Raw genomic sequence first — 13,437 nt, 5'->3', positions numbered from 1 at the left:
TCCTCCTTCTCCCAATTCAGAAGCTGACCTTTTTCCGGTTGCGGGCTTTGTCCCATCCACGCACCGTCTCCAACCCCTTCACGTCCTTCAGCACTGCTCCGTAAAGATCAGCGTCCGCGAAGTTGGCGCCCGCAAGATTGGCTCCGGTCAAGTCGGCGCGTGAAAGGTCAGCGCCATAAAGATTGGCGTAAGTTAAATTCGCATTGGTCATCGCTGCGAATGCCAGGTTGACCCTGGTGAGATCTGCCCGGGTCAAGTCTGCACCCACCAGTGATGCGCCCGAAAGATCGGTTTGCTTCGGGGTCTTGAACTCGTTCCGCTGCGTGCCAAGGTGTGCGTCGGTCAGCTTCGCTCCACGCAAATTCGCACGGCTCAAGCGGGCCATGACGCGGGCGCCCGACAGGTTCGCGCCCTCGAAGTTCGGTGCGTTGGCGGCTGGCTCCGCAAGACTCAAGGATCCGACAACATCGAACAGGCTCGCGCCTGAAAGATTGGCCCCCTTAAGATTGGTGCGGCTGACCTGGGCCCGATCCAGCTTCGCGTTGCGCAGATCGGTGGAAGCAAGGTTGGCCCCTGAAAGATTCGCGCCAAGCAGGTTGGCACCTGCAAGGCTGGCCTGCTTGAAATCGAGTTCGCTTAGATCGAGGAAGGAAAGGTCCTCGCCGGAAAAATCGGGTTTGCTACCCGGTTCCGCCTTGAACAGGATCTCGACGATCTTGCGCAACGGCAGTTTGGCGGCCATGGCAGGCCACGTGACCGCGGCCATCACGCCGCACAGCACGCACACTGCAATTCGCCTCATCACGCCAAGATCTGTTCCCATTGCCTCAACTTCCGGTCCTACAAAAACCAGTATAGAGTCTCTAGCAACTAGAGCTTCAAGAGGTCCACATGACTGAGGTGGGAATCGGGAAACTCAGCGCACTAACGGCAGTGAAGATCCCGACCATCAGGTATTACGAGCAAATTGGGCTATTGCCCCAACCCGCGCGCACCGAGGGAGGGCAGCGGCGCTATGATGCGCAAGCCATCAGGCGCTTGAGCCTAATCCGTCACGCGCGAGACCTTGGCATTCATATCCGGGATATCCGGATGCTCATCAAACTTTTCGACAGCCCGAATGCGCCGTGCCACGCCGCCGAAGATCTTGCGCGCCGCCAGTTGGCCGTCGTCGATGCCAAGTTGAAAAAGCTCAGGGCAATACGTGCCGAACTAGAAGGGATGGCTACCAGCTGTCCCGACCGCCGCGCGGCTGACTGTCGTATCCTTGGACTGCTTTCGCAGTCGCCGGTAAGTTCCAGGCGCGCGCGTGGGCGCCTCAGCTCAACGTAATGATGAGCGTAGGCGAGAAGGTAATCATGAGCATAGGCGACAAGCGCTCCTTAGATCACACTATTCTAGCAGCAGGATCCCGATTGGGGGTCTGCGATTGCCGAAACGCAACTGTCACGTCCTTCGCGGAGCCTGCGCTGCCGCTCCATCAGCACAAAGTCATTGTCAATGATGATGCTCATAGTCTTCTCCCTTCCTGTGGTGGTTGTCCGCCGTTCTCGATGGCTTCAAGTTTTCAATATCCCTTCGCGCCACGCGGGCTCCCTCGCGCAGCTTTAGTTCACCGCGCCCCACAATGGCGAATAACTCCACGAGCGAAACGTCGAGCAGGCTGGCAGCCGAATGGAGGGAGATCAACACCTGTTCAGAGCGCGCTGACGCTCGCCCATCCCTTAGAATATTGAAGCACTTCACCAGCGCATTCAGGCTATAGGTCTCGGTGGTACGAGGTTCGGGAAAGATGCCATCGGCCACTAGATCGCGAAACTCATCGGCTGATAAACCCAACTGAAATGCGGCCTCACCCACTGTGTACAGCATGCCCGTCCCTTTATTTGTTTGCGCACCACGCGCTCGTTACGTTGAACTCGGGCTCGATCTCCAAGGCAGCTAGCCGCCGAACGGCCCGATCACTGAATTCGGCGTCCAGGTAGACAAATGGCTCTGGTGTAGTGCGCGTGCGATCACACAGGGCGTGTGTGTAGCCCGCGCAGTGCCTCCACCATTCTTCGGCAACCTCAAAGGCGTTTGCCGACTGATCAAGTAGGAGGGCTTCCGCTGTGCCGCGAATGCAAAATGCCAAAACGAGTATAGCCAGCCAATCACCTTGCGGGCGAAGGGCTACAACGCACTTCTTTGGTCGTTGCGGCCCCGTTATTCCCTCAGGCAACACACCACCGCACACGCGGGCTGATTGCCTTTCGATTTCGTTGACGCCCCAAACGACCAAGTTACGCCGGGCACGCACATAGGCTATTGGATTCAAGTCCCCGTTTCCCTTCAATACGTAGCCCTTAATATAGGTAGCCGTTAACCATATTTCAAGAGTTGCCAAAGGTTCACTTCTTGTACCTGGCGGGCGAAAAACCCAGGTGGGCGTTTTTGCCAACCCTACTCCCATATACCGCTGATGGTGCCATCAAACCTGCCAATGCCGGCCGAAACGCATTAGGCAACTCCATTTTAAATGCAATATTATGGGCACATTTCTAGTGCAATTCTTTTTGTCTTTTCAGACGCAAAAAAGCGGAATTATGAAGATGCAGTCTCGCAGCGAGGCGTGCGCCTGCACAGAGGTCTCCGCCCAACAACACTCACAACGCCGAAAGCCTGCCGATACCGGTACACACATTGCAGCAAGGTCAAGCGGACTGACTGCGCAGCCGATTGAACAGCGCATTCACCGCATGGTGCGTTACCCGATGGCCTAGCTGCGCGAAGTGACTCGCGGCTAGGCGGGACGAATAGCCTTTGGCTAGCAAGGCACGGGCAGTCGCAATGATCTCCGGTATCGGCTCTAGGTAGTGCACTGGCGCGCCGTGCCGCGTCGTCTCGCCCGATGCGCTGGGCACCTTCCGGTAGCCGAAGGGGGCGTCGCCGCCGCCATATACGCCCCGGGCAGTCAAACTGCGCTTTGAATCGCGAATTCTCTCAGCGATTCGCTTTCTCTCAAAGGTGGCAAAGCTGGCAAGCATACTGAAGTGCAGCTCACCTGCCGCGTCCCCGGCGATGTAGCCGCGCATGTCGGCGAGGTACAGTTTCACACCGTGCGCGTTGAGCGCCGCAGCGGTATCAAGCGCGTCGCTCGTATTGCGGAACATGCGGTCAAGACGCAGCGCCACTATGACATCGCCCCGTTTTGCCGTTTGCAGGAGCTTGGCGCCTTCAGGACGGGCGGAAAATGGTCTTGATCCCGAAATACCCTCTTCAACATAAATGGCCGCCAGCGCCAATCTCTCGGCCGCACAGATGGTTTCTATGCGGGATCGCTGAATTTCGAGTGATTCGCCCTTTGTTTGGTCCTCGGTGCTGACCCGGCAATATCCCAGACCCCGCGCGATATCCTGCTTCTGCCTACTCATTGGAATTCTATTCTCCAATTTCTTTGATGGATTATGCCACATTCTGTCTGGCTGCTCTATCTGCCCGCACAGAATTGGTTATTTTCTTGTAAATTTGACCGTCGATAGCCATATGGCATACCAGCGAATGGAGGCTCTTTTGATTTCGTTTGAAACAGCGTGTCGCGAAGTAGGCATTGACCCTACGCATATTCCCGATCTCACCGCTCCCCCGCGAAGCGACGAGCCATTGGCCGATCCGTTCTTTCACCTTGTTGAGCCGATGACCGATGCTGAGTGGGCTTGCCTTCGACAAGCCATTCCGCCGGGGCGCCGGGGCGATCAGCGAGACAGGCAATTCGTGGAGGCGCTGCGAACCCTGATCCGATATGGGGAAGGAGCCCTCAACTGGACCCTGCTCAGAACCCCCTATGGAACCTGCACAGCGGTGCGCATGCGCTGGATTCGCTGGTGTGAGTTAGGCCGGTTCACGGAGCTGCTACAGGACGCCGAGAGTACCGCGATTGAGGGTGCGCTACGTGCTGATCTGCAGAGGTTGGCTTTAGAGGAACGCAGCTACAATGAGAGGGTCAAGCACCACCGGTCATTGCGGGTCACGAACAAACAAAAGAGCCAGCACGCTCGTGAGCCCCATATTTGAGGCAAAAGGTGCTGCGTGGTCCGCTCGGTCCAGTGGTCCACGCCATCTGCGCTCCCGAGAGAGAGCGCGCGTGTGTGCGTGTGTGTTTTTTTGAGTTAGATGATCTTCTCAATCTCCAAAAAAGACTGGACCGACTGGACACGTTGGACCGACGCGCGTCCAACTAGATTTTACCTGGGCCAGCCCCCCACACACGCCCCGGACCGGGGCGGACCGGGATCAGGCCCGCCGCCCCCGCTCACGCGCTGGCAGAGCGCCCGTTAGACGACCCCCGCCCGCGATAGCCGTGCATAGGCACGACACAAGTCGCAGCTTCGGGCTCAACAGTCTGTTCGTCAGCGCCGTCAAGCGGGTCATCGATCACGTCTCCTGTAGCTTCTGCCCAAGCTTGCCGCATTTCGTGCAGCGGCGGGAAGACGTATGTGCGTGAACGCTCACCGTCGTGTTCCCGCAACCGCGGACCCTCACGGACTGATACACCGAGCGTTCTGACCAGGAAGGTGCCAATCTCGCTCGGGGACGCCGGGCGGCGGTCATTGCCAAAGTGACGGCGCGCGCCCTTGAACACGTCGTCCTTGCGCACGATTGTCTCCGACGACGCATTGAGCCGCACGGGCGTGGTGTCGTCATCGGGTCGAAACTCGCCGCTCACCAGCACGTCACGCCACCATCGACGCCGCGTGTCGTACGAGTGCAGACGCTGCTCAACCAGCCATTCAGTCAAAGGGGCGCGGCGAAGATTGACCTTCGAAAAGTCGTGGCGCAGCAGGTCGTAAAGCATGGCCGCCAGACCGCCGTCCTCCATCTCTTCATCGAGCGCCTTGAAGAACGCATGGTCCTGCTCCCGACCATTGCCAACCTCAAGAACGAACCAACGACGGCCACCCGAACCAGCGGGCACAACCCAATCCTCATTCGAGGCGAGCATCAGCCGCAGATAGTTTCTCCCGGCGTACGGATCGAGGCCCTTGCGCTCATAGTCGAATTCCTCCGCTGTCGCGAGGGACTTGAGCACACCTTCCGCCCGCTTGTCGCCCGCCCAAAATGTTTCTTCGATCAAGGCGAACAGAAGACTTTCTAAGTGTGCGTTGAACCGACCGGTGATGCGTTCTCCGGAAGTGATCGGCATGGCGCTAGGAGCCAACAATCGAATCATCCACTCGCCGAGTTTGCTCTTACCCGTCCCCTCCGCCCCCTTCAGCACAACGTGCGTGCCTGGCTTGATATGAGGTTGTTGTGCGAGTTGAGCGAGCCAAGCAATCAGCCATCGGAAGCGGTCGGCGTCTCCGCGGCAAACATTGCGATAGATGTGGCCTAGAAGCAGCTTCCAGGACCCCTTCTTAGGCTCAACAGCAAAGCCTTGATGGGCGTTATAGTAGCCTTCCGGGCAGGCAAGCGGATGCCCTTCGGGAGCGGGGAAAAAGCCATACCCGTTGTACTGGCGCCGCTCCGTCCAACCTAGCCAACGCGGCAAGAATCGCCGAATGACAATTTCACCCCGCTTCGTCATATCTTCGTAGTATGCGTTCTCGAATAGATTATTGAGGCCTTGCTTATCGACAAACTCACTCTGCGCGTCGTGCCGAAGAACCATATAGCGGGTTTTTCCGCCGATCTTAACGACCGCCCAACGCTCATTCATTTGCTTCAGGGCGGTATCCATTTGCCCAAACGGCACAACAAAGCCGCCAACCTCGGGGAGCGTGAAAACGTTCTTTGTATTTGCTTGGCTACTCATGACTCTTTCCTCTATGTTTCAAAGTCCGTACGCCACGGCGTACAAATCTGGACCGTCTGTTTTCGATGGGGATGTTCTCGGCGGCAATACGTAAGCCTCAAGCCGGTCGGCCGAGAACCAGCCGTCGGCAAGCATCTTGGCGATGTAATCAGCGACGCAATGGTCGTCTTTATGTGAGTGCAAACAACCGGCAGCGCCGCTGTTCGTCACAAAGAACGCGCTGTCACTCTCATCGCCCGCGTTGGAGTGCAGCTCATCGAATGGGCATTCGCACTCGATGAGGCCATCTCTCTCATCGCGCTTGTCGGCGCGGACGCGCTCATTCGCGCAATCCCATATGAGATCGCCAAGCGCGTAGCGCTTGTTGATGGGGTTGGCATGGACGCGCGCTGGCTCCGCAGTTCGGCGCTCATCGACGCGTGCGCGGCGTTCGGCTTCCAACCGGCGACGCGGTTCCTCCCACGCCTGCTGCCATTCGGCGAACTTGTCGCCATTGAGATCAAGCGCATCGCCGGGCACGTATCGGCTTCCGACTCCGTCCAGCAACCGGGGCAGGTAGAAGGCGCCGTTGGTGTCGAAGCGTGCGGTGTCTGCCGCAAAGCCCAGCGCATGCGCCAGCGGCTCCATCACCTCGCGACGCCAACGTAGGGCGAATGCACGCGAAGATTCACCGGGCCGACGAGTAAATGGCTCTGCCAGGACGATGACCACACGTGTCTTGGCAATGGGATTGTGGTGCACGACGATCCAGACGGTTCCGTAGTCATCGAGCAGGTGATCGTCGATGATCTGCACATCGCCAAGTATCGCGGGGCTAAATCCGTCTGCTATAAGCTTGTTTAGACAAGCTTCAACCGTCGGCTCACAGAGTGTCTTGCCGTCCGGTCCAGTGCGACGAATCTTCGTGATCTCTTTGCCGTCGCTCGGGGAGCGATACACGGTCGCGCACAAGCCAAGTTCGATGAGCCGCGCGATCACGGCATCGAAGGCAGCATCCCCTTTGTCATAGTCGAGGACGCAGAAGCTCAGCGCCCAGACATTCGCTTGAAGCCGCTGAACGATCTTTCCCTGCTCAGTTCCCACAAGCCGACCGGGCATGAACAGCGGCAACTCTTCCTTGGGTTTGTCGTAGGGATTGGCAAGTAGGCGCAGAAAGTGTCCCTGCCATATTTGGACGGGAATCCAGTGACACCAGAACTTCTGCGGCGCGAATGATACCCACACCGGATCGAGAGCGTGGGCTCCATACTGTTCGACGAGCTGTTGAGGATCGGGAAGTGCCTGCGCTAGCGAGTTGGAAAGTTCAGTCGCGTATCTCAGCTCATGTTGACGAGGCGGGCGCAGGCGTGATCCTACGGTCGAAGCAAGCTTAGCCATTTGCATCGCTCCCTTCCGGCACCACGAACAGCACCCGCGCACCGAGCCGTACATGCTCGGGCGCGGCGCCGTCCTTCATCATCTGCTGTAGCTTGCGTATCGAGATGCGCAGCTTCGCCGCCATCTCTTCCGGCGTCAGGAACACTATTCCGGCATTGACTTTGATCATCATTAGTACCTCTCGGGTTTGACAGTCGCCGCACGTTGCGGCGCTGTGCATAAGATGGCCCGAGAGGCGTACAGGCGGCTATCCGCGATTCGACATTCCGCCTACGAAAGTCGTCCGCGCCAATGCAGGTAAGGATCAGGAATGCCGCATGCGGATGATGTCCCGGAGAATGGGGCCGAGAGCCTTACAGGCGGTCAACCGCGATTCGACATTCCGCCGACGAAAGTCGTCCGCGCCAATGCAGATAAGGATCAGGAATGCCGCCTGCGGATGATGTCCCGGAGAATGCGAGCGTGGCAATCCACGGGAGCCTGGTCGAGCAGAAGCTCTTGACGGATGACCTTGGCGAACTCGTTGCCTTGCCGCACGGCTTCGCGAGTCGCGTGGTCAAGGACTTCCCTGCGGCCTGAGTAGATGCGCAAGGCCCTTTGGCGCCTCATAGAGCCGAACCATGCGGCCGCATCTGGACTCTCAAAAATGAATGCAATAGCCGCCTCCGCCGAAGGCTTGCGGCCTTCGATTTCCTCAAAGTGATCCCGTACGGAATCGACCAACTCTATGAGGCCCACACTGTCTACAGTGGCTCGGCGCCTCCTTTTGACGCAAAAACCTTTCACGTGACGGTGCGCAAGGGTCATGAGCAGCTTGCGTTCCCAGACGGGGTCACGTTGGTCGACCCCGTAGAGCGTGCAGAGGGCAGATAGCCGCGCTGGGATTTCAGCAGCAAGGTTTGCTGTCGGGTCTAGCGGGGTACGGAGTCGCCCTCGGTATACCGGCCACTTAGCTGATGATCCTTTGCCCATAGGCCACTCCTTGCCGACTTGCCGACGCCCGCTCAGAAACGCACCAACCGCAGCACCTTTTCGCGTTCTACAAGTAGTTCCATATCGTGTGCCTCGGCCTCGTAGCCCTTGCCGTATCGTCCAGCCATGCCCTGCACAGCGTGGCCCACGAGACGCTCGCGTGCTTCTGCATCGCGGGGCGCGAACCTCTTCAAGGCATCGATGAACGTATGACGAAGAGAATGAAATGACAGCCTGGGACGCTTGATTCCCAACTTCCGAAGGTATCTCGAGAAGGCTTTGCTAGGTGCATCCGACAGCCGCCCACTCTTGTGGATTGGCAAATCCGGAAAAAGATCATCGGAGCGAGATTCCACGTATTCTAGGAAGCCAAGCTCCACGAGCCGAGGATGGAGAGGAACCGAGCGGATACTCGACCTCTCTTTCAATCTCAGCTGTGCACCGAAGTAGATGTAGTGCAGATCGCCGTGCCGCAGGATGGCAGACTTCGAAAGCTGGCATAGCTCATTCAGGCGAGCCCCCGTGTAGAGGCTGAGCAGCGAGAGCCAATACAGGTGGCTGGGCATGGCCGGGTGAAGAGAGACAAGAAGTTTTTTCAGCTCATCAGAGTTGAACGGACCGCCCTGGTCGTTGCCTCCGTTGCCATTACCGAGTGCGAGCGACTTACCACTGAAAGGGTTGATCACACCCTCATAGTTGCGCTGGGCGTAATCAAACAGCCGCCCCAGCACACCCCATTTCTTGCGGATCGTGGCCGGAGCCTGCCGCGGCAGACCCGTCTGCGCGGCCTTGCGGCTCGCCTCGACGATGCCGTACTCCCGTAATCCCTTTCTCTTGTTCCAATTGCCCGGGACGGAGAGGAGGACCTCCTTGAACGCCTTAGCGTCGTCCTTGCCGTACTTCGTGATCTCCTTGTCGCCATTAACGGCAATCAAATCCCGTACTGTGGCTCTGATCGTTTCGGTCCGCTCGTTGGTCAAAGATTGGCCGCGTTCGCTGATGTAGGCCTCGCAAAGGACCGACAAGCTCGGTGTTGATGACGGCGACCGACCTTCACCTGGGCCAGGCTTCTGCACTGCCCTGGAACCGATGGGCAAGTCGTCGTGAGGTGGTCGCACGAAGAACGACCCCTCTTCCTCATCTACAAACCAGAACATGCCCCTATCGTCGTGGGCGACGCGATTCCAAAAGCTCAAGAGCGTATTCGCAATCGCGAATACGAACTCATGGTCTTCACTATGCGGTGGGTTGAAATACTTCCGAACCAGCTCCTCGACCCAAGCTAGCTGGCCCATAGCGAGGTCGTGAGAGACGCGCCTGTGGCGATCTGCTGCACATGCCGCAAAGGCACGGGCAGCTGTCCCCCATGTGTCATTCTTGTCCAGCCCAACGCTCGGAAGAGGGACAATCTCGCCGCGCCACAAGGCTTCGGGCTCGGTCTTTATGCGTTCAGCGGCTTCGTAGCGCTTCACTTGCTCTGCAAAGCGGGCCGTTTCGTACATGTAGGCGCAGGCGTGCTCCACGCTGTCGAAGCAGCAACCGTGCTTGCCCGCTATTCGCTGTGGACCGCCCGAGCCCCCAGCGGGCGGCGGTACAGCCTCGCCGAGCAGCTTGTCCCACTCCTGATAGAGCTCCTGCATGACCGCATGCGCCCGCCGCTTCGCCTCGCGCGCGTCGCGAGTTCCCAAGGAGCGGGTCACGTGCGTCGCCCCTACGACGCCTTGATATTGCGAGGGTACGCGGGGATGGATCTTGTAGGTTTTCGAGCCCTTGGGCAGGTAAGGCTTGACCACGATGACGGGTCCCATTGTGAACCAGGTTTGTGCATCGGATCACCGTGCACGTCCCATGCCACAACAGCCGAAAATCAAGCTCCATTCAGCGACATCAACGAGTTAACCGTTCCCTCGCCTGATGATGGTGCGGACGGTGGGAGTCGAACCCACACGGCGTTGCCGCCTCAGGATTTTAAGTCCTGTGTGTCTACCAGTTCCACCACGTCCGCGCCGCGCCCTTATGGGCCGGCAAAGCGGGCCGCGCAATCACTCCGCGCGGGTCGGCGCGCCATGCCGGATGGCGCCCAATAGGAGCACGTACAACAGCAGGCCGTTGAGGCTGTGCCACAGGAAATGCGTGCCCACCCCGCGCCCGCCACGCACCGCCCAGCGGCACAGCTCGAGGTCGATAGTCCGGAAGGTCATGGCGGCGAGGAAAAGGAAGGCGGCGGCGAGGATATAGCCGGCGGCGCGGTGGCCCCGCACCAGCAGCGCGCCGCCCACCAATACGAGCGCGGCAAACGCCGGCGTATAGCCTAAGGTTCCGTTGAAGCAGCGCTTGCCTGCCCCGCGCGTCATCGGCAACAGCTCGTTCGAGCACTGAATGCCCTGCGCATATCTGACGCTGAAGTAGAAGCCGATGAGCGCCGCGATGACGACCAGCCACGGCATGCCCGCATAGCGGCGCAGCGCGTAGCCGAGATAGCCGAGCATGAACAGCGAGATCGGCACCGTGTCGAACGGGATCGCCCACACCGTCGCATAGGTATGGAACATGAAGCTGCCGATGCCGATGCAGATGACCAGCACGATCAGCAGCCATTCGAACAGCGCCCAATCCTTGCGCGGAGAGCGCGCCAGCTGCACGGCGGCGATCAGCCCGGCGATGATGAAGGCGCCGTTGGAGATGGCATTGAGCGGCTCGGCCCAGAAGCCTGGATCGCCGCCGCGCTCGCAGTAATTGTAGACCTTGCCCCAGTCCATCCCTGCTCCTTGCGGAGCAGCGAATAGCGAATAGGGAGTAGCGAATAGACTTGGTGAGATCTCTATTCGCTATTCGCTACTCACTATTCGCTGGCTCTCAGTCCTTGCGCGCTTCGCGCATTGCGCGGTCGAACTCGGCCCAGGTCATGAAGTGCGGCTGGTGCTTGCCACGCGGCCGCCAGCGCAGGCCACCCTTGCTGACCACGAGTTCGCCGAACTTGCCATCGTTGTCGGCGACGACGAATACGATACCGTTCTCCTCGCGGCTCAAGGGATGACTGGTGATGTTCACCTCGACCGAGTGGGCCATCTTAAGTCTCCTTTCGCGCCCCGGAGATATGTGAACCGCTAATCCTTCTTCTCCGGTGCCACGACGCGGATGTGCAATTCGCGCAACTGCTTCGGCGCCACCTCGGACGGGGCGCCCATGAGCAAGTCGCTGGCCTGCTGGTTCATCGGGAACAGCGTGACCTCGCGCAGGTTCTTGGCGCCGACGAGGAGCATGACGATGCGGTCGATTCCCGCTGCCATGCCGCCGTGTGGCGGTGCGCCATACTGAAAGGCGCGGTAAAGCCCGCCAAAGCGGCTCTCCACCTCGGCCTGTCCGAGGCCCGTGATCTCGAACGCCTTCACCATCGTGTCGGGTCGATGATTACGCACCGAGCCGGAGGCGATCTCGTAGCCGTTGCAGACGACGTCGTACTGATACGCCTTGATGTGGAGGCGCTCCTCATCCGACTTCGCGGCTTCCAGCGCCTGCAGCCCGCCCTGCGGCATCGAGAACGGGTTGTGCGAGAAGTCGATCTTCTTCTCGTCCTCGTTCCACTCGTAGAACGGGAAGTCGACGATCCAGGCGAGCGCGAACTTGCCCTCGTCGATGAGCTTCAGTTCCTCGCCGATGCGCGAACGCGCCTCACCGGCGAACTTGTAGAACCGCGCCGGGTTGCCGGCCGTGAAGAATACGGCGTCACCAGCGTTCAGTCCGAGCTGTCGCCGAATAGCTTCCGTCCGTTCCGAACCGATATTTTTAGCGAGCGGTCCGCTCCATTCATAGTACTTCGACCAAAATGACGCCGCCGCATCAGGGTCAGTCTGATTGAGATGCTCTAGAATTCTAACAAGGAATTTGCGGTCCAACTCGGTGAGCTGGCTTCCCACATCGCTGGGACCAGCACCACCAGAAATGGCCACCAGCTGATCAGAGATCGCGGAGAAGTGCTGGTGAAACTCTGAGTCAATACTTACGCTCTCTTTTGGACGCCAAAAGATGTAGCCCAGGCCCGGCTGCCCCTCGCCCTGCGCCCAGGAGTTCATGCGGTCGCAGAAGGCTCGGCTGCCGCCGCCCGGCGCCGGGATCGCCCACACGCGCACCTTCGGGTCTTTCTCGATCATGCCGGCGAAGATCTTGAAGCCCGAGCCGCGGAAGTGCTCGGTGACATCCTGCATCTCGATCGGGTTACGCAGGTCCGGCTTGTCGGTGCCGTACTTGGCGATCGCCTCGTCATACGGAATGCGCGGCCATTTCTGTGTCACGGACTTGTCGCCGGAAAATTCCTCGAACACGCCGGTGATCACCGGCTCCATGGCCGCGAAGATGTCGTCCTGCTCAACGAAGCTCATCTCCACGTCGAGCTGATAGAACTCGCCCGGCAGGCGGTCGGCGCGCGGGTCCTCGTCGCGAAAGCAGGGCGCGATCTGGAAGTAGCGGTCGAAGCCCGAAACCATCAGCAGCTGCTTGTACTGCTGCGGCGCCTGCGGCAGGGCGTAGAACTTGCCGGCGTGGATGCGCGAGGGGACGAGAAAGTCGCGCGCGCCCTCGGGCGAGGATGCGGTGAGGATCGGCGTCGAGAACTCGAAGAAGCCCGCTTCCACCATGCGCTTGCGAATCGAGGCGACGATGGCGAGGCGCTGCATGATGTTCTTGTGCAGGCTCTCGCGGCGCAGATCGAGGAAGCGGTACTGCAGGCGCAGGTCTTCCGGGTAGTCTGGCTCGCCGAACACCGGCACGGGCAGCTCCTTCGCCGCCGACAACACCTCGATCTCGGTGGCGAACAGCTCCACCTCGCCGGTCGGCAGCTCGGGGTTGACCGTCCCTTCGGGGCGGGCGCGCAGCTCGCCGTCGACGCGGATCACCCACTCGGAGCGCACGCTCTCCGCTGTCTTGAAGGCGGGGCTGTCCGGGTCGGCGACCACCTGCGTGATGCCGTAGTGGTCGCGCAGGTCGATGAACAGGAGGCCGCCGTGGTCGCGCACGCGGTGCACCCAGCCGGAGAGCCGCACCGCCTTGCCGATATCGGGTGACCGCAGCGCGCCGCAGGTGTGCGAGCGGTAGCGATGCAGCGGTGCTGACCCAGCCGGCGCCGTTTCCGCCTTCTTCGACTTACTCTTAGCCTTCGCCTCAGCCATCGTGCGTCCCGTTGCGTGCCGCAAATTGTCCTGAAAGTTGGCGCGAAAAGCGCATGCGCTCAGCGGGTTGTCAAGGATCGGAATTTCCTGCCTTTCGGAGCAACGTCTCAGCGTTCCGGCTGGGCGGGGCGT

At 59.7% G+C, this 13,437-nt stretch carries 12 protein-coding genes and 1 tRNA gene; 2 read left to right on the top strand and 11 right to left on the bottom strand.

The features are described from left to right. Positions 1-16: 16 nt before the first annotated feature. Positions 17-823, bottom strand: coding sequence for a pentapeptide repeat-containing protein (locus F9K20_RS07235; RefSeq protein WP_290999237.1), 807 nt, complete (start codon positions 821-823; stop codon positions 17-19). Between the two features lie 68 nt (positions 824-891). Between F9K20_RS07235 and F9K20_RS07230 the strand changes: the two genes are divergently transcribed. Beyond that, complete coding sequence (locus F9K20_RS07230) at positions 892-1,332, top strand: helix-turn-helix domain-containing protein (protein WP_290999234.1); 441 nt, start codon at positions 892-894, stop codon at positions 1,330-1,332. A 165-nt stretch (positions 1,333-1,497) separates the two neighbouring features. Here F9K20_RS07230 and F9K20_RS07225 read toward each other — a convergent pair whose 3' ends face one another. The 5 genes from F9K20_RS07225 to F9K20_RS07205 form a co-directional block, all read right to left on the bottom strand. Then, the gene (locus tag F9K20_RS07225; protein WP_290999231.1) at positions 1,498-1,872 is read right to left on the bottom strand and encodes a hypothetical protein; all 375 of its coding nucleotides are present in this window, start codon (positions 1,870-1,872) and stop codon (positions 1,498-1,500) included. A gap of 821 nt (positions 1,873-2,693) precedes the next feature. Continuing rightward, positions 2,694-3,413 (bottom strand): recombinase family protein, encoded by a 720-nt coding sequence (locus F9K20_RS07220; RefSeq protein WP_290999228.1) that lies wholly within the window; start codon positions 3,411-3,413, stop codon positions 2,694-2,696. 878 nt (positions 3,414-4,291) lie between these two features. Continuing rightward, complete coding sequence (locus F9K20_RS07215) at positions 4,292-5,791, bottom strand: primase-helicase family protein (protein ID WP_290999226.1); 1,500 nt, start codon at positions 5,789-5,791, stop codon at positions 4,292-4,294. A gap of 18 nt (positions 5,792-5,809) precedes the next feature. Then, positions 5,810-7,168 (bottom strand): hypothetical protein, encoded by a 1,359-nt coding sequence (locus F9K20_RS07210; RefSeq protein ID WP_290999223.1) that lies wholly within the window; start codon positions 7,166-7,168, stop codon positions 5,810-5,812. Beyond that, positions 7,161-7,340 carry a helix-turn-helix domain-containing protein gene (locus F9K20_RS07205; protein ID WP_290999220.1) on the bottom strand — a complete coding sequence of 60 codons (180 nt, stop codon included), beginning with the start codon at positions 7,338-7,340 and terminating at the stop codon, positions 7,161-7,163. The genes F9K20_RS07210 and F9K20_RS07205 overlap by 8 nt, the downstream gene beginning before the upstream one ends. Positions 7,341-7,594: 254 nt before the next feature. On the opposite strand from F9K20_RS07205, the gene F9K20_RS07200 reads away from it, so the two are divergent. Continuing rightward, positions 7,595-7,747 carry a hypothetical protein gene (locus F9K20_RS07200; RefSeq protein ID WP_290999217.1) on the top strand — a complete coding sequence of 51 codons (153 nt, stop codon included), beginning with the start codon at positions 7,595-7,597 and terminating at the stop codon, positions 7,745-7,747. A gap of 425 nt (positions 7,748-8,172) precedes the next feature. Here the strand turns inward: F9K20_RS07200 and F9K20_RS07195 are convergent, their stop codons facing one another. The 5 genes from F9K20_RS07195 to aspS form a co-directional block, all read right to left on the bottom strand. Further along, positions 8,173-9,933, bottom strand: a complete 1,761-nt coding sequence (locus tag F9K20_RS07195) for a DUF6538 domain-containing protein (RefSeq protein WP_290999214.1) — start codon at positions 9,931-9,933, stop codon at positions 8,173-8,175. A gap of 125 nt (positions 9,934-10,058) precedes the next feature. Further along, positions 10,059-10,145: transfer RNA gene (locus F9K20_RS07190), tRNA-Leu, on the bottom strand. 37 nt (positions 10,146-10,182) lie between these two features. Continuing rightward, positions 10,183-10,899, bottom strand: a complete 717-nt coding sequence (locus F9K20_RS07185) for a ceramidase domain-containing protein (RefSeq protein ID WP_290999211.1) — start codon at positions 10,897-10,899, stop codon at positions 10,183-10,185. A 97-nt stretch (positions 10,900-10,996) separates the two neighbouring features. After that, entirely contained in the window at positions 10,997-11,209 is a 213-nt protein-coding gene (locus tag F9K20_RS07180; RefSeq protein ID WP_290999208.1) for a hypothetical protein, read from the bottom strand. A 38-nt stretch (positions 11,210-11,247) separates the two neighbouring features. Then, positions 11,248-13,239 carry an aspartate--tRNA ligase gene (gene aspS, locus F9K20_RS07175; protein ID WP_290999484.1) on the bottom strand — a complete coding sequence of 664 codons (1,992 nt, stop codon included), beginning with the start codon at positions 13,237-13,239 and terminating at the stop codon, positions 11,248-11,250. Positions 13,240-13,437: the final 198 nt, after the last annotated feature.

It is taken from the genome of Hyphomicrobium sp. (assembly GCF_009026145.1).
Classification (GTDB): domain Bacteria; phylum Pseudomonadota; class Alphaproteobacteria; order Rhizobiales; family Hyphomicrobiaceae; genus Hyphomicrobium_A.
Note: the sequence above shows the minus strand (reverse complement) of the source record. Positions and strands in the feature narration are given on the sequence as shown.

Bases quoted from the DNA above. Each gene is read 5' to 3' on its own strand.
- F9K20_RS07235 (WP_290999237.1), bottom strand. From the start codon at position 823: ATGGGAACAGATCTTGGCGTGATGAGGCGAATTGCAGTGTGCGTGCTG.
- F9K20_RS07230 (WP_290999234.1), top strand. From the start codon at position 892: ATGACTGAGGTGGGAATCGGGAAACTCAGCGCACTAACGGCAGTGAAG.
- F9K20_RS07225 (WP_290999231.1), bottom strand. From the start codon at position 1,872: ATGCTGTACACAGTGGGTGAGGCCGCATTTCAGTTGGGTTTATCAGCC.
- F9K20_RS07220 (WP_290999228.1), bottom strand. From the start codon at position 3,413: ATGAGTAGGCAGAAGCAGGATATCGCGCGGGGTCTGGGATATTGCCGG.
- F9K20_RS07215 (WP_290999226.1), bottom strand. From the start codon at position 5,791: ATGAGTAGCCAAGCAAATACAAAGAACGTTTTCACGCTCCCCGAGGTT.
- F9K20_RS07210 (WP_290999223.1), bottom strand. From the start codon at position 7,168: ATGGCTAAGCTTGCTTCGACCGTAGGATCACGCCTGCGCCCGCCTCGT.
- F9K20_RS07205 (WP_290999220.1), bottom strand. From the start codon at position 7,340: ATGATGATCAAAGTCAATGCCGGAATAGTGTTCCTGACGCCGGAAGAG.
- F9K20_RS07200 (WP_290999217.1), top strand. From the start codon at position 7,595: ATGCCGCCTGCGGATGATGTCCCGGAGAATGCGAGCGTGGCAATCCAC.
- F9K20_RS07185 (WP_290999211.1), bottom strand. From the start codon at position 10,899: ATGGACTGGGGCAAGGTCTACAATTACTGCGAGCGCGGCGGCGATCCA.
- F9K20_RS07180 (WP_290999208.1), bottom strand. From the start codon at position 11,209: ATGGCCCACTCGGTCGAGGTGAACATCACCAGTCATCCCTTGAGCCGC.